The organism is Streptomyces flavusporus, assembly GCF_046267975.1.
Lineage (GTDB): Bacteria > Actinomycetota > Actinomycetes > Streptomycetales > Streptomycetaceae > Streptomyces > Streptomyces flavusporus.
The window spans coordinates 1,784,194-1,799,668 of the sequence record NZ_CP176503.1 but is presented as its reverse complement, the minus strand read 5'-3'; the positions used below and the strand labels follow the sequence as shown (position 1 = coordinate 1,799,668).

13 protein-coding genes and 1 pseudogene are annotated in these 15,475 nt (G+C 70.1%); 10 read left to right on the top strand and 4 right to left on the bottom strand.

Annotated elements, in window-relative coordinates; all coding sequences use genetic code 11:
- Positions 1 to 7 precede the first annotated feature (7 nt).
- The 5 genes from ACKTSN_RS08775 to ACKTSN_RS08755 all read left to right on the top strand — a co-directional run bounded on the left by ACKTSN_RS08775 (position 8) and on the right by ACKTSN_RS08755 (position 6,813).
- Positions 8 to 1,600: a PucR family transcriptional regulator gene (locus tag ACKTSN_RS08775; protein ID WP_409468569.1), complete on the top strand. Its 1,593-nt coding sequence runs from the start codon at positions 8 to 10 to the stop codon at positions 1,598 to 1,600.
- 155 nt (positions 1,601 to 1,755) lie between these two features.
- Positions 1,756 to 2,598, top strand: a complete 843-nt coding sequence (locus ACKTSN_RS08770) for a nitrilase-related carbon-nitrogen hydrolase (RefSeq protein ID WP_409468568.1) — start codon at positions 1,756 to 1,758, stop codon at positions 2,596 to 2,598.
- Between the two features lie 79 nt (positions 2,599 to 2,677).
- Entirely contained in the window at positions 2,678 to 4,120 is a 1,443-nt protein-coding gene (gene hydA, locus ACKTSN_RS08765) for a dihydropyrimidinase (protein WP_409468567.1), read from the top strand.
- A 19-nt stretch (positions 4,121 to 4,139) separates the two neighbouring features.
- The gene (locus tag ACKTSN_RS08760) at positions 4,140 to 5,162 is read left to right on the top strand and encodes a TIGR03842 family LLM class F420-dependent oxidoreductase (RefSeq protein ID WP_409474777.1); all 1,023 of its coding nucleotides are present in this window, start codon (positions 4,140 to 4,142) and stop codon (positions 5,160 to 5,162) included.
- 106 nt (positions 5,163 to 5,268) lie between these two features.
- Positions 5,269 to 6,813 (top strand): NCS1 family nucleobase:cation symporter-1, encoded by a 1,545-nt coding sequence (locus ACKTSN_RS08755; RefSeq protein ID WP_409468566.1) that lies wholly within the window; start codon positions 5,269 to 5,271, stop codon positions 6,811 to 6,813.
- 28 nt (positions 6,814 to 6,841) lie between these two features.
- Here ACKTSN_RS08755 and ACKTSN_RS08750 read toward each other — a convergent pair whose 3' ends face one another.
- Entirely contained in the window at positions 6,842 to 7,504 is a 663-nt protein-coding gene (locus ACKTSN_RS08750; protein WP_409468565.1) for a hypothetical protein, read from the bottom strand.
- 248 nt (positions 7,505 to 7,752) lie between these two features.
- On the opposite strand from ACKTSN_RS08750, the gene ACKTSN_RS08745 reads away from it, so the two are divergent.
- The 3 genes and pseudogenes from ACKTSN_RS08745 to ACKTSN_RS08735 form a co-directional block, all read left to right on the top strand.
- Positions 7,753 to 8,448: a hypothetical protein gene (locus ACKTSN_RS08745; RefSeq protein ID WP_409468564.1), complete on the top strand. Its 696-nt coding sequence runs from the start codon at positions 7,753 to 7,755 to the stop codon at positions 8,446 to 8,448.
- Positions 8,449 to 8,553: 105 nt separating this feature from the next.
- Positions 8,554 to 9,633 carry a hypothetical protein gene (locus tag ACKTSN_RS08740; RefSeq protein ID WP_409468563.1) on the top strand — a complete coding sequence of 360 codons (1,080 nt, stop codon included), beginning with the start codon at positions 8,554 to 8,556 and terminating at the stop codon, positions 9,631 to 9,633.
- Between the two features lie 180 nt (positions 9,634 to 9,813).
- Positions 9,814 to 11,205: pseudogene (locus ACKTSN_RS08735) on the top strand (SpoIIE family protein phosphatase); the annotation flags it as partial.
- Positions 11,206 to 11,442: 237 nt separating this feature from the next.
- On the opposite strand, the gene gap reads toward ACKTSN_RS08735, so the two are convergent.
- The 3 genes from gap to ACKTSN_RS08720 all read right to left on the bottom strand — a co-directional run bounded on the left by gap (position 11,443) and on the right by ACKTSN_RS08720 (position 13,805).
- Complete coding sequence (gap, locus tag ACKTSN_RS08730; protein WP_409468562.1) at positions 11,443 to 12,441, bottom strand: type I glyceraldehyde-3-phosphate dehydrogenase; 999 nt, start codon at positions 12,439 to 12,441, stop codon at positions 11,443 to 11,445.
- Between the two features lie 103 nt (positions 12,442 to 12,544).
- Positions 12,545 to 13,501 carry a GlxA family transcriptional regulator gene (locus tag ACKTSN_RS08725; protein WP_409468561.1) on the bottom strand — a complete coding sequence of 319 codons (957 nt, stop codon included), beginning with the start codon at positions 13,499 to 13,501 and terminating at the stop codon, positions 12,545 to 12,547.
- Positions 13,502 to 13,568: 67 nt separating this feature from the next.
- Complete coding sequence (locus ACKTSN_RS08720) at positions 13,569 to 13,805, bottom strand: hypothetical protein (protein WP_385514315.1); 237 nt, start codon at positions 13,803 to 13,805, stop codon at positions 13,569 to 13,571.
- Positions 13,806 to 14,053: 248 nt separating this feature from the next.
- Between ACKTSN_RS08720 and ACKTSN_RS08715 the strand changes: the two genes are divergently transcribed.
- Together ACKTSN_RS08715 and ACKTSN_RS08710 are read left to right on the top strand one after the other, a co-directional pair.
- Positions 14,054 to 14,251, top strand: a complete 198-nt coding sequence (locus ACKTSN_RS08715) for a hypothetical protein (RefSeq protein ID WP_409468560.1) — start codon at positions 14,054 to 14,056, stop codon at positions 14,249 to 14,251.
- A gap of 29 nt (positions 14,252 to 14,280) precedes the next feature.
- Positions 14,281 to 15,444, top strand: coding sequence for a site-2 protease family protein (locus ACKTSN_RS08710; protein ID WP_409468559.1), 1,164 nt, complete (start codon positions 14,281 to 14,283; stop codon positions 15,442 to 15,444).
- The last annotated feature ends 31 nt before the right edge of the window (positions 15,445 to 15,475 follow it).

The following is a 15,475-nucleotide window of genomic DNA, read 5'->3' as shown; positions in this document are numbered from 1 at the left end:
CACCGCCATGACCATCGTCTCGGAGCCCTTGGAACCGCTGGAGTCCTTCGAACGCCCGGAACCGGCCCTGTCGGTCCGCCAGGTCCTCGCCCTGGAGCGGGTGCTTGCGGGGGAGCCCGAGGTGGTGGCCGGTGCGAGCCAGCTGGACCGGCCGGTGCGGTGGGTGCATGTCGCCGAGGCCGCCGACGTCGGGGTCATGCTCAGCGGCGGAGAGATGGTGCTCACCACCGGGGTGCTGCTCGCCGGTGACGAGACCAAGCAGGCCGAGTACATCCAGTCCCTGCACCGCGCCGAAGCCGCCGCCGTCGTCCTGGGGCTCGGCCGTGCCTTCCCGGCCCCGCCGGACGTCATGCGGCGCGCGGCCGAGCGCTGCGGGCTGCCGATGGTGGTGCTGCACCGGCCCTTCCCCTTCGCCGAGCTGACCGAGGAGGTCCAGTCCCGGCTGGTCCGGCGGAAGTTCGCCGCCGTCAACCTGTCGGAGGCGGTACGGACCGCGCTCACCGGACTGATCACCGCCGGTGCCCCGCTGCAACGGCTGCTCGACGAGGTCGCCCAGCACAGCGCCTGCCCGGTCGTCGTCACCAACCTCGCCCACCGCGTCCTGGCCACGGCGGGGGAGCGGTCGGCGGTGGACGACGTGCTGCGCGACTGGGAGCGGATCTCCCGACAGGCCGGTGGCCGCGAGGGCGACGGATGGATCCGCGCCGAGCTGGGTGGACGCGGGGAACGCTGGGGCCGGATCGTGCTGTGCGGCTACCGCGGCGACACCGCGACCGGACGGCTGCTCGCCGACCGCGCCGCCGAGGCCCTCGTCCTGCACCGCATGCTCGGCGGCAACGCGGGCTGCTCCTGGGAGGAGCAGTCCGCGCAGAGCCTGCTGACCGACCTGGTCAGCGGGGTCGTACCGGCCCGGCAGCTGCTGCCGCGCGCGCGTGCCGCCGGACTGCCGGTCAACCGGCGCACCTTCGTGCCGCTCGTCGTACGCGACGGCGACGCCGCCCAGCTCGACCGGGTGCTGCGCCTGCTGGGGATGGCCGGGCTCGTCGCCGAACTCGCCGACGGAGCCACCGCCGTGCTGCTGAGCCTCGCCCGGGACCAGGACGCGGAGGCGCTCGCGGCGCACTTCGCGGCCCGGCTGCGCTCGGAGTCCGGGGCGGCCTCGACAACCGTGGCCGCCGCCGATGCCCGCACCGCCTGGGACGACGTGCCCGCGGGCCTGCGCGAGGCGCGGCATGTCGCCGACGCCGTGGCCGACTCCTCCGCCGCCCTCGATCTCCCGGTCGTCGTACGCCTGAGGGACGTACATCTGCGGGGCCTGATCCGGCTGTTGCGGGACGATCCGCATGTGCAGTCCTTCGCGGAGCGGGAGCTGGACGGGCTGCTGTGCGGCGGCGAGGAGGATCTGCTGGCGGTGCTGCGGACGTATCTCGCCACCGGCCGCAACAAGTCCCGCACCGCCCAGCTCCACCACGTCTCCCGGCCGGCGCTCTACCGCCGCCTGGAGGCGATACAGGCCCGGCTGCGCGTCGACCTGGACGACTTCGAGCAGGCGGCCTCGGTGCACATCGCGCTCCTCGCGCACGACGCGCAACAGGGGTGAAACATGCGACGACCTGCGAAAACGGCGGTGAAACATGGGCCCACGGCAGGGTGACACGGTGGCACGCCGCGCCCCCGCAGACGTGACACGATGCAACTCAAAGAGGACCACCCGACTTCCTAGGCTCACCGCACACCGAGCTACCGGAGGTCCCGATGAGCAGAGTGATCCGCGCCGCCGTCTTCCAGACCGCCTGGACCGGCGACAAGGAGTCGATGATCCAGGTGCACGAGCAGGCCGTGCGCGACGCCGCCGCGCAGGGTGCTCAAGTCCTGTGCTTCCAGGAGCTGTTCTACGGGCCGTACTTCTGCCAGGTCCAGGACCCGGCCTTCTACGAGTACGCCGAGCAGATCCCCGAGGGCCCCATCGTCCAGCGCTTCCAGGCGCTGGCCCGGGAACTGGGCATCGTTCTCGTCCTGCCGATGTACGAGGAGGAGCAGCCCGGCGTCCTCTACAACACCGCCGCCGTGATCGACGCGGACGGCTCGTACCTCGGCAAGTACCGCAAGACCCACATTCCGCAGGTGAAGGGCTTCTGGGAGAAGTTCTACTTCCGGCCCGGGAACAGCGGCTGGCCGGTTTTCGACACCGCCGTCGGAAAGATCGGCGTCTACATCTGCTACGACCGCCACTTCCCGGAGGGCTGGCGTGCGCTCGGCCTCGCGGGCGCCGAGATCGTCTTCAACCCGTCGGCCACCTCGCGCGGACTGTCCGGCTATCTGTGGCAGCTGGAACAGCCGGCGGCCGCCGTCGCCAACGAGTACTTCATCGGCGCGATCAACCGGGTCGGGGTCGAGGAGTACGGCGACAACGACTTCTACGGCACCTCGTACTTCGTGGACCCGGAAGCCCAGTTCGTCGGCGAGGTGGCGAGCGACAAGGAGACCGAACTCGTCGTCCGGGACCTGGATCTGGCCAAGCTGCGCGAGGTCCGCGACCGCTGGCAGTTCTACAGGGACCGGGCACCGGGGGCGTACTCGCCACTGACGGCGCCGTAAACGCCGATAAGGGGCGCGGGGAACTGCGCGACCAGCCACAGACAAGCCGCACGTACCCACAGCGAGGAGCGACCAGGACATGAGCAGCCGTACAGCCATCCGCGGTGGCCTCGTCATCACCGCGTCCGACGAGATCCACGCCGACGTCCTGATCGAGGACGGCCGTATCGCCGCCCTCGCCGCCTCCGGCACCCCGGCCGCCGAGGCCTGGACGGCCGAGCGAAGCGAGATGGGGGCACCCCCGCCCGAAGGGTGGGGGAGGGTCATCGACGCCACCGGGAAGTACGTCATCCCGGGCGGCGTCGACGCCCACACCCACATGGAGCTGCCGTTCGGCGGCACCTTCGCCTCCGACACCTTCGAGACCGGCACCCGGGCCGCCGCCTGGGGCGGCACGACCACGATCGTCGACTTCGCCGTGCAGAGCGTCGGCCACACCCTGCGCGAGGGCCTGGACGCCTGGCACGCCAAGGCCGAGGGCAACTGCGCCATCGACTACGGCTTCCACATGATCGTCTCCGATGTGAACCAGGAGACGCTCAAGGAGATGGACCTGCTCGTGGAGGAGGGGGTGACCTCCTTCAAACAGTTCATGGCGTATCCCGGCGTCTTCTACAGCGACGACGGCCAGATTCTGCGTGCCATGCAGCGCTCCGCCGAGAACGGCGGGCTGATCATGATGCACGCGGAGAACGGCATCGCGATCGATGTCCTGGTCGAGCAGGCGCTGGCTCGCGGGGAGACGGATCCCCGCTACCACGGAGAGGTGCGGAAGGCGTTGCTGGAGGCCGAGGCCACCCACCGCGCCATCCGGCTCGCACAGGTCGCCGGCGCGCCCCTGTATGTCGTGCACGTCTCGGCGATGGAGGCGGTCGCCGAGCTGGCCAGGGCACGCGACGAGGGACTCAACGTCTTCGGTGAGACCTGCCCGCAGTATCTGTTCCTGTCGACGGACAACCTCGCAGAACCCGACTTCGAGGGTGCGAAGTACGTGTGCAGCACTCCTTTGCGGCCGCGCGAACACCAGGCGCAGTTGTGGAAGGGGCTCAGGACCAACGACCTCCAGGTCGTCTCCACCGACCACTGCCCCTTCTGCTTCACCGGCCAGAAGGAGCTGGGCCGCGGCGACTTCTCCAAGATCCCCAACGGGCTGCCGGGCGTGGAGAACCGTATGGACCTGCTCCACCAGGCCGTCGTCGACGGGCACATCTCGCGCCGCCGCTGGATCGAGATCGCCTGCGCCACGCCGGCCCGGATGTTCGGCATGTACCCGAAGAAGGGCACCATCGCCCCGGGCGGCGACGCCGACGTCGTCATCTACGACCCGCACGCCGAGCAGGTCATGTCGGCCGACACGCACCACATGAACGTCGACTACTCGGCGTACGAGGGCAAGCGCGTCACCGGCCGTGTCGAGACCGTGCTCTCGCGCGGCGAACCCGTCATCACCGAGCGGGAGTACACCGGGCACGCCGGGCACGGCGTCTACACCCCCCGCTCCACCTGTCAGTACCTCAACTAGGAAGGGGGCGATGGACGCCATGGATTTCGGACTCGTCCTGCAGACCGACCCGCCCGCCTCACGGGTCATCTCCCTGATGAAGCGCGCCGAACGCAACGGCTTCACGCACGGCTGGACCTTCGACTCCGCCGTGCTCTGGCAGGAACCTTTTGTGATCTACAGCCAGATCCTCGCCAACACCAGCAAGTTGACGATCGGTCCCATGGTCACCAACCCGGGCACCCGCACCTGGGAGGTCACCGCCTCCACCTTCGCCACCCTCAACGACATGTTCGGCAACCGCACCGTCTGCGGCATCGGCCGCGGCGACTCCGCGATGCGCGTGGCCGGCCGCAAGCCCAACACTCTGGCCCGGATCAGCGAGGCGATGAAGGTGATCCGCGCGCTGGGCAGCGGCGGGGACGCCGACCTCGGCGGCACGGTGATCCGGTTCCCGTGGATCAAACCCGGTGCCCAACTCCCCGTCTGGATGGCCGCGTACGGCCCCAAGGCCCTGAAGATGACCGGCGAGGAGGCCGACGGGTTCATCCTGCAGCTCGCCGACCTCTATCTCACCGAGTACATGGTCAAGGCGGTCAAGGACGCGGCCGTCGCCGCCGGACGCGATCCGTCCGAGGTGACGATCTGCGTCGCCGCGCCCGCGTACGTCACCGAGGACGACTCGCCCGAGGCGCTGGCCCACGCGCGTGAGCAGTGCCGCTGGTTCGGCGGGATGGTCGGCAACCATGTCGCCGACCTGGTCGCCAAGTACGGCGAGCACTCCGCCGCCGTACCGGACGAACTCACCGACTACATCAAGGCCCGCGAGGGTTACGACTACTCCCACCACGGGCGCAGCGGCAACCCGGACACCCAGTTCGTACCGGACGAGATCGTCGACCGGTTCTGCATCATCGGACCGGTCGAGAAGCACATCGAGAAGCTGAACGCCCTGCGCGAGCTGGGCGTCGACCAGTTCGCCGTCTACGACATGCACGACGCGCAGGAAGCGGTGATCGACGCGTACGGCGCGCAGGTCATCCCCGCGGTCAACGCCGCCTGACCGCCCGGTCCGACCCCCCACCTTGTCTCCCCTCCCCTCCTCCCCGGGGAGGGGCCCAAGGCCCCCGCACGGCCTCTCCTGTCCCCCTTTGTCGATTGGCCTGCCCATGACCGAAACAGTCCCCACGGGGTCGTCCGCCGCCCAGACCGTCGACGCCGACGGCCGGACAGAGCTCGCCCCCGAGGCCTACCCCGCCAACAGTCCCTTCGCCAACGAGGACCTGCGTCCCGTCCCGGTCGCCGAGCGCAAGTGGACGACGTACAACTTCGCGGCGCTGTGGATCTCCATGGCCCACTGCATCCCCAGCTGGACTCTGGCCTCCGGCCTGGTCGCACTCGGCATGGACTGGAAGCAGGCGGTCTTCACCATCGCTCTCGCCAACGTCATCGTGCTGCTGCCCATGCTGGCCACGGGCCACGCCGGCCCCAAGTACGGCATCCCCTTCCCGGTGCTCGCCCGCGCCTCCTTCGGGCTGCGCGGCGCCAACATACCGGCGCTGATCCGCGCGGCCGTGGCCTGCGGCTGGTTCGGCATCCAGACCTGGATCGGCGGCAGCGGCATCTTCGCACTGGGCTCCAAGCTCACCGGCGGTGAGTGGGAGAAGGCCGGGCAGATCGCCGGCAACCCGTGGCCGCTGTGGCTCTGCTTCATCCTCTTCTGGGCCGTGCAGATCGCCATCATCTACCGCGGCATGGACTTCCTGCGGCACTTCGAGAACTGGGCCGCGCCCTTCGTCATCGTCGGCGCCTTCGTGCTGCTGATCTGGATCGCCGTCCAGGCCGACGGATTCGGCGAGTTGCTGTCGCAGCCCTCGAAGCTCGGCTGGGGCGCGGACTTCTGGCCGGTCTTCTTCCCGTCCCTGATGGGCATGATCGGCTTCTGGGCCACCCTGTCCCTCAACATCCCCGACTTCACCCGCTTCGGCGCCAGCCAGCGCGCCCAGACCTGGGGCCAGTCCCTGGGCCTGCCCACCACGATGACCCTCTTCGCGATCCTCGCCGTGCTGGTCACCTCCGGCTCCGAGGTCGTCTACGGCGAGGCGATCTGGGACCCGGTCACCCTCGCGGCCAAGGCGGACAACGTCTTCGGTCTGCTCTTCGCGCTCATCACGGTGCTGGTCGCCACCATTTCCGTGAACATCGCGGCGAACGTGGTCTCACCCGCGTACGACCTGGCCAACCTCGCGCCGAAGTTCATCAACTTCCGTACGGGCGCGCTCATCACGGGCGTCGTCGGCATCCTGATCTTCCCGTGGAAGCTGATCTCCACGCCCGAGTTCTACATCTTCACCTGGCTCGGTGTGGTCGGCGGCCTGCTCGGCACGGTCGCGGGCATCCTCATCGCCGACTACTGGATCGTCCGCCGTACGGTCCTGCACCTGGCGGACCTGTACACGCCCGGTGGGCGCTACTGGTACTCCGCCGGCTGGAACTGGCGCGCCATCGTCGCCTTCGCGGTCGGCGGCGTCCTCGCCGTCGGCGGCTCGTACTCGACCGTGGGCGCGGACGGCACGAAGTCGGGTCCGTTCCCGGCCGACGGACTGATCCCGTTCCTCAAGCCGCTCGCCGACTACGGCTGGGCGGTGGGGCTGGCCGCCTCGCTGCTGTTGTACGTCGCGCTGATGCTGCCAAGGGAGCGGACCGCTTCCTGAGGCCTCGCCTCTCGGAGGGCGGCCGGCTCTACTGGCCGTCCTCCAGGGCCGCCACCGCCTCCTTGGCGGCCTTGATGGCGCCCTTGTTGATCTCGTCCGTGCTGGGCGCCTCCTTCGACTCGAAGTCGGAGCCGTTGTACGTGATGACCAGCAGCGCGTTGGCGGCGCGCACCAGCACCACACCCTCGCGCGTCTTCTGGTCGTCCTCGGTGGTGAGGTTCACGACGGAGTAGGCCGCGTCGCCGAGACCGGGCACGTCGCCGCCGCCGCTCTTCTCCTTGACCCGCTCCTTGTACTTCTTCGCCGCGCCGTCGTCGGAGTCGCTGATCTCGAAGGAGACGTCGAGCCAGCGGTAGTCGTAGCCACTGAGCGCGTTCCAGGAACAGGTGCGGCGGACCGACTTGTCCGTCGAGGCGATCTCTTTCCCGGCCGTCTTGGCATCCGGCACCAGCGAAGTGATCGTCTTCTTGGCCAGGCTGGTGCAGGGCGCCGGGGCGGAGGTGTACGTCTTCGGCACGGCGGTCGTGGACGGCGCGGAGGCGGACTGGGTCCCGGTCTTGCCGGTCGCCCGGTCCTGAGCGGCCGGCGCCGACGAGTCCGGGCCCGAACTGAGGACCCAGCCCGCACAGGCGAGCACGGCGACCGGAGTCAGGCGTGCGGTGAGAGCGAGCGGCAGAGGAAGAGAACGCACGACGCACTTCTCGTGGGGGACGGTGCGGAGGGGTCCGCACAGCGGACGGGACGCCAGTGTCACACGAGTCCCTGTGAGGCGAAAGCGCCAACTCGCTCCGTGCCTGCGCGGTAACTCGCGCCCCATACTGATGCGTTGAGTATCCCGTTATGTCCGCCGCCTGGTCTGAACGTGCGGTGAGGCCGCGGCAATCCCGGCTGCCATCACATGGCGTCCGGAGCCGCCTGATGATCGGATAATGTGCGCGAATGTCAAGCGCTCTTGCGTACGGCGCGTACCGGACAGGCCGCCTGTGGGCCGCGGCCGGCTTGTCGTTCGGCGTCCTGTTCGTCGGCTCGGGCTTTGCTCTGCTGAGCCTGCTCGAGTTCGACGAACGATGCAGTCACGGGATGGTCCAGGGCCCCGGACGACTGCTCGACGTGCGCAACCAGGCCTTCCCCCCGGCCGTCATCTGCGAGTTCGAGGGCGGAGACGTCTCCGCGGGAGGCACGGGGATACTCGGTGCGGTGCTCTGGCTCAGCCTGCTGTTCTTGGCTGTCAGCGTGGTCGCGGCCCTGCTCGCCGAGTGCTTCGAACCGCCCGCTGAGCACCCCCTTGCCGAACCGGTGTCCCGTGCGGACAAGCTGCGCCGCACGGGACCGGCCTTCTTCGTGACCGGCTCCGTGTTCCTGATGTTCTACGCGCTGGTGGCGTGGCCCCTGTTGACCGGTCCCTCGTCGTCCTGCTCGGCCGGTTCCGACTGGGGTTACAACCCGCCGAGGACGCTGGACTACAGCTTCTTCCCGCCGCAGGCGACCTGCCGGTACAGCAGCGGACTGACGAGGCAGATGGTTCCGGAGTGGGCACAGATCCTGGCCGTGGGGCTGGCCGTTCCCGCGCTGATCGCGGGAGTCGGGTTCGTGCTCGCGTGGCGCCGGTGGTGGTCGGAGCGACGGCGGCCGTAGGCCGTACCCCGACCTCGCGGTGAATCGCGGCGCGTCGGGTACACGGGCAGGAGCAAGTGGACGGCTCAACGGGAACCGCGTGAACCGGACCGAGGAGCGATTCTCATGAGGCTGCATTTCCTCGACCCCCTGTATGCCCGGCCAGGCCCGTATGCCTCCGTCTACGTGGACACCTCACGGGACATCGACGACCCGGACAGGGCGATCGAGCTGCACCGGCGCCACGCCCGCTCGGACCTCATCGAGCTGGGTGCCGACCCGGCCACCGCCGACGCCTCCGCCGATGCCGTCGGGACCGACGCCGACCTGCCCGGCCGCCATGGCCAGGCCCTCTTCGCCACCCACGGCGAACTGGTCCTCTCCGAGGAGCTGCCGCAACCTCCCCCCGCGGACAAGGCCGGCTACGCCCTGCTTCCCGACGCCATGCCCCTGGCGCTGCAGCATGCCCCCGACATCCCCTACGCCGCCGCCGTCCTCAGCCGCGTAGAACCGGAGGAGAGCAACACAGCTGCCGAAGACCTGCAGGTGAGGCTGCAAACCGGGCGCTGGCCGAGCAGCTCGGTGGCCCCCCGGTCCCTCATCCACCTGCGGGTACCGATCCGCGAGTGGCACCAGGAGGCCCAGCGGCTCGCCGACGAGCTGGCCCACCTCATCGACCTCGGTCACGCCGACACTCTCGTGCTCTGTGGGGACCCGTGGGCGCGTGGTGTCCTTGTCAACCGTTTGCCCGCCCCCCTACGCAGTCGCGTGGCCACCGTCCCAGGCAACGGACAGGACGGCGAGACCGGCCGGGCCCTGCTCGAGCCCCAGCTCGCTGCCCTCTTCCACGGCCGGCTCGCCGCCCACGACCGCGACCGGCTGGAGAGCTTCGCCGCCCAGCGTGCCCGTCACCCCGCCGGTGAGGGGCTGTCGGCCACCGTCGCAGCCCTGCAGCGTGGCCAGGCCGACGCCCTCCTGGTCAACCACCCCGTCGAGGAGTGGCCCCCGCTCTGGATCGGCACCGACCCCGACCAGATCGCCCTGTCCGCCGCCGACCTGCAGACCTTCGGTGCCACCGGCTACGAGAAGCAGCCCGCGGACGCCGCCCTGCTGCACGCCGCCGTCACCACCGGCGCCGAACTGGTGGTCGTCCCCCGGCAACAGACGCCACTGGAGGACGGGATCGGCGTGCTCCTGCGCTATTGACTGCGGGCTGATCCAACGCCGCAGCGAGGACATCGACACCGGCCAGCGCCCCCGGCTCTGCGGCCTCCGGTGGTTCACCTCTGCCCATTCACCGGAGAACCTGCGCGTCGGTCCCGGTAGCACACTGGAAAGTACTGGAAAGTAGAGGTTGAGGGTATGTATGACCACACTCTGGCGGCGGAAAATGCTGCGGCTGCTGTGGACGCGCGGGGCGTCGTAGCGGCGTGGAGCCGGGGTGCCCGACTACTCCTCGGGTACGAGCCTGGCGAGGCGATCGGACGGCCGGCGACCGATCTTCTTGCCGCTCGCCTTCCCGACTCGGCGTGGCGGAGCCTGTCACAGCAGGAGCCGTGGACCGGGCGGGTCGCGCTGCGCGACCGGGACGGCCACACGATCGAGGCCCATGTGCGGGCCTACCCGCTGGTAGGCGCCGATGACCACGTCGGCTGGTTCATCCACGCTGCCCCACAGGAGACCGACGGCGCGGACCTGGCCCTGCAGCGCCGCCTGCTTCTGTATCACCGGCCCGCGCAGCCGGCCGTGGAGACGGCGATGCGCTACCTGCCCGCGGATCCGCAGGCAGGTGTGGGCGGCGACTGGTTCGACGTGATCCCCCTCTCCGGCGCCCGGGTGGCTCTCGTCGTCGGCGATGTCGTCGGCCACGGCATCCAGGCGTCCGCCACCATGGGCCAGCTGCGCAGCGAGATCCGCACATTGGCCGATGTCGATCTTCCTCCCGACGAACTGCTGACCCACCTCGACGACCTCATCCTCGAAGAGATCGAAGAGGGCATCGAATCCGCCGGGGAGGTCGGCGCGACATGCCTGTACGCGGTCTACGACCCGGTCTCCCGCCACTGCACCCTGGCCAGCGCCGGCCACCCCGGCCCTGCCGCCGTCATGCCGGACGGCTCTGTGGACTTCATCCCCGTGGCCCCAGGCCCGCCTCTCGGGGTAGGCGGCCTCCCGTTCGAAGCAACCGACGTCCGCCTGCCCGAAGGCAGCCTGCTCGTCCTGTACACGGATGGACTCATCGAGGCCCACGACCGCGACATCGACACCGGAATGCAGGAACTCCTGCACGCCCTGGCCGAACCCACCCCATCGCTGGAAGCCACCTGCGACAACCTCATCACGACGCTCCTGCCCGAGCGACCGGACGACGACGTCGCCCTGCTCGTCGCCCGCACGAACGCTCTCGGTCCCGCCCACGTGGCCACCTGGGACCTGCCCGCGGCGCCCGTCATCGTCGCCGACGCGCGCCGCCGGGCCGCCGACCAGCTCACGACCTGGGGCCTGCAGGATGCCGTCCCGACCACCGAGCTGATCGTCAGCGAGCTGGTCACCAACGCCATCCGGCACGCTGAAGCCCCCATCCAACTGCGGATCATCCGCAACACCGCCCTGATCTGCGAGGTCTCCGACGCCAGCAGCACCGCTCCCCACGCACGCCGCGCCCGTGCCCTGGACGAGGGCGGCCGCGGCCTGTTCCTGGTCGGCCAGCTCGCCGAACGCTGGGGCACCCGTCACACCCCGACAGGAAAGACCATCTGGGCGGAGCAGCCCCGACCGCTCCCTCGCCCCCGGCCGCGGCGCCTGCCTGCCGGGAGACCACACACAGCGGATCACGTGGTGGGATCACACAGCACCCAGCGTGAGCACCCGGCGTGGCCGACCGACATCTCCCGCCCGGCCCGCCAAGCGTGCGGCGACGACGGGATCACGGTGAGGCCATGACCGAATCACCGGTGCCCGGTGGTCCGCCGCGGAGGGCCGGGAGCAGACCGCGGGGGTCGCCCCGGCGTCCGGTCAGCGTGTGGCGAGGAGTTCGAGCGTGTCGATCACGCGGTTCGAGAAGCCCCACTCGTTGTCGTACCAGGCGACCACCTTGACGTGGCGGCCGTCGACGCGGGTGAGGGCCGAGTCGAAGATCGACGAGGCCGGATGGCCCGTGATGTCGGACGACACGAGCGGGTCGTCCGAGTACTCGAGGATGCCGGCGAGCGGCCCCTCCGCCGCGGCGCGGTACGCCGCCAGCACGTCGTCGCGCGTCACGTCGCGAGCGACGGTCGTGTTGAGTTCGACGATCGAGCCCACCGGAACCGGCACGCGGATCGAGTCGCCCGACAGCTTGCCGTCGAGGTTCGGCAGCACGAGGCCGATCGCCTTGGCCGCGCCCGTCGTGGTCGGCACGATGTTGACAGCGGCGGCGCGGGCGCGGCGGGCGTCGCGGTGCGGACCGTCCTGCAGGTTCTGCTCCTGCGTGTAGGCGTGCACCGTCGTCATGAAGCCGTGCTCGATGCCGGCGAGTTCGTCCAGCACCGCAGCCAGCGGCGCAAGCGCGTTGGTCGTGCACGAGGCGTTCGAGATGATCGTGTGCACGGCCGGGTCGTACGCGTCGGTGTTGACCCCGAACGCAAGCGTGACATCGGCGCCCTCCGACGGCGCACTGACGAGCACCTTCTTCGCGCCCGCGTCGAGGTGCGTGCGGGCGGCCTTGGCCGATGTGAAGCGGCCGGTCGCCTCGAGCACGATGTCCACGCCGAGTTCGGCCCACGGCAGCTGCGCCGGTTCGCGCTCGGCGAGCACCGTGATGCGACGGCCGTCGACGACGAGGGCGTCCCCGTCGACGGTCACCGGGCGACCGAGCCGGCCGGCCGTCGTGTCGTAGGCGAGCAGCCGCGCGAGGGTGGCGGGCTCCGTGAGGTCGTTGACGGCGACGACCTCGAGGTCGCTGTCGCGTTCGAGCAGCGCGCGCAGCACATTGCGTCCGATGCGGCCGAATCCATTGATGGCGATGCGAGTCATGAGTGGTGTCCCTTCGGTTCGCCACCAGGTTCGCGGGCCGCATCCGCCCGTGACAGCGGCGAGATCGCCACGGTTCACAAGGATCGCGCCACGCCACGGCGGGCTAATCGCCCTGCGCAAAGGTGCGCCGGTACTCGCTCGGCGTGGTGCCGAGGACGCGCTGGAAATGCAGCCGCAGATTCGAACCGGTGCCGAGGCCGACGTCGGCGGCGATCTGCTCGACACTGCGTTCCGAACGCTCAAGCAGCTCACGGGCCACGTCGATGCGGGCCCGCATGACCCACTGCATCGGCGTGTACCCCGTGTCCTCGACGAAGCGCCTCGAGAACGTGCGTGGCGAGACCGCCGCGTGCCGGGCGAGCACCTTGAGGGTGAGGGGCTCGCGGAGCCGGTGCAGCGCCCACTCGCGAGTGGCGGCGAACCGCTCGCCGAGCGGCTCGGGTACGCTGCGCGGCACATACTGCGCCTGACCGCCGCTGCGGTAGGGGGCCGCGACCAGGCGCCGGGCCGCGTGATTCGACGCGGCCACGCCGAGGTCCCCGCGCAGAATGTGCAGGCACAGGTCGATGCCCGAGGCGGCGCCGGCAGACGTCAGCACGCTGCCCTCGTCGACGAACAGGACGTTCTCGTCGACCCGTACGAGCGGATGCTTCGCCGTGAGCGCCCGCGAGTAATGCCAGTGCGTCGTGGCGCGCTTGCCGTCGAGCAGACCGGTGGCGGCGAGCGCGAAGGCGCCCGTCGAGATGGCGGCGAGCCGCGCGCCCCGGCCGTGGGCGGCGAGCAGGGCGTCGACGACGGCTGGCGGCGGGTCGTCGCGGTCCGGGAACCGGTAGCCAGGGATGAAGACGATGTCGGCCCACGCAAGCGCGTCGAGGCCGTGGGCGACGTGGTACGACAGGCCGTCGCCGCCGGTCACGAGACCGGTTTCCGCACCGCACACCCGCACCTCGTACGGCATGCTCGCCCGAGTCGTGAACACCTGCGCAGGAATGCCGACATCGAGCGGCTTCGCACCCTCGAGCACAAGGACGGCGACGCGATGCAGGACGGAGGACGGCACGGGAAACAGGGTACGAGGGGCGTGAGGCCGACCGGTTCGTCCTTACGCTGTCGAGGGATCCGTCCGGTCAGGCATGATCCACGAGTTGCGCGAAGCCCTTCTGGCGGGCGCAGTGCGCACAGCAGAAGAACTGTCCGTCCGCTTGGAGACCGTGGCCGAGGATGCGGCACTGGCAGTTGTCGCAGACCGGTGCCATCTTCTGGGCGGCGCACTCGATGCTGTCGAAGGTGTGGACTGCTCCTCCTGCGGCGCGCACTTCGAACGACATCTCGTAGTCGTTGTGGCAGACCTCGCACACGGCCATGAATGGTCAACTCCTCGTTGTCTGGGGCATGGCAGGCTGGATCGCCTGTGAACGGCGTCCCTGGAAGGTAGCGACAAGACGCACAGCACCCGGGACGGCACGTTGGCCCGCGCCCGACCGGCATACACGGAATCACTCTGCTGGGCGCGGAGACGTCGTTGCGCTCCCCCTTGGCGTGTGCCGCTGGGCTGCGGGTACCCGTGTCATTCAGGGCAGTCTTCGCTCGTCCGCCGAAGAAGGTGGCAGGGATGCGAGTGCGCGATTCGGTGGTGGTGACGGAGGCGTCCAGCGGTATAGGGCGGGCGGCGGCGGTGGTGTTCGCCCGGAGACGCTGTGCTGTCGTGCTGGCCGCCAGGCGGGAGGAAGCGCTGGTGGCCGCGGCGGGTACCCGCCAGGGCGCCTACCTGTTCCGGCGGGGCCGTGAAGCGCGGAGGCCGCGGGAGTGACACGACGGAGATTTTGAACGGTGAGACCGGTGAATGAGACGTTTCGGCTCGGACACATCGCCGGCATTCGTGTCGGCGTCCACTGGAGCGTCCTGGTCATCTTCCTGATCATCGTGGTGGGCCTGTCGGAAGGCCGACTGCCCGAGGCCCACCCGGGACGGTCCCTGTGGCAGTACTGGCTGGTGGGCATCCTCACCGCCCTGGTGTTCTTCGCGTCGCTGCTGGCCCACGAGGTCGCCCACGCGGTCGTCGCCCGCCGCAACGGCATGGAGGCGGACAGCATCACGCTGTGGCTGCTCGGCGGCGCCGCCAGGCTGAAGGACGAGGCGCCCAGTCCAGGTGCCGAGCTGCGGGTTGCCGGAGTCGGCCCGCTGGTCAGCCTGGTCCTGGGCATCGTGTTTGCGGCGCTGGCGGCCGTGCTGGTGGGACTGGGGCTGTCCGGCCTCACCGTCGAGGCGGTGGCGTGGCTGGCCGGGATCAATGTGCTGCTCGCCGTGTTCAACGCCCTGCCGGCCGCACCGCTCGACGGTGGCCGACTGCTGCGGGCGTTCGTGTGGTGGCGTACCGGAAACCGGCTGCGGGCCACGTCGGTCGCCACCACCGCGGGCCGCGTGCTGGGCTGGGCCCTCGTCCTGCTGGGTCTCTACCAGGTTCTCCTGGGGGGACTCGGCGGGCTCTGGCTGGCGCTCATCGGCTGGTTCCTCATCGCCGCCGCGACGGTCGAAGGAGGGCAGGCACAGACGAAGGAAACGCTGAACCGGGTGTCCGTACGCCAGGCCATGACGCGCGATCCGGTGTGCGCCCGCGCCGGGCTGACCCTCGCGGAACTGCTGCAGGGGCCCGCGTTCCGCTACCGCCACTCCGCGTTCCCCGTGATGTCCGACGAGGAGGCGACGCCCGTGGGAGTGGTCACCGTCCACCGTGCCCAGGAGATCGCGGCACGGGACGGGGCGGACACCACCGTCGCGGACGCCATGTTTCCCATGGACGAAGTCGTCACCACCGGTCCCGACGAACCCCTGGGCGGCCTGCTGCTCGAACTGGAGTCCTCGCCCGCCCGCCGCGCACTGGTGATGGAGGAGGGCCGACTGGTGGGGATCGTGTCCTCGTCCGACATCAACCGCGTGCTCACCTGGCTCACCTCGGCGCCCTGGAACAGCGGCGTCGGCCACAGCCGCGGATACCCGACCTGACGAGGGTGCGAGGAGGTCACCCGCCGGCCGA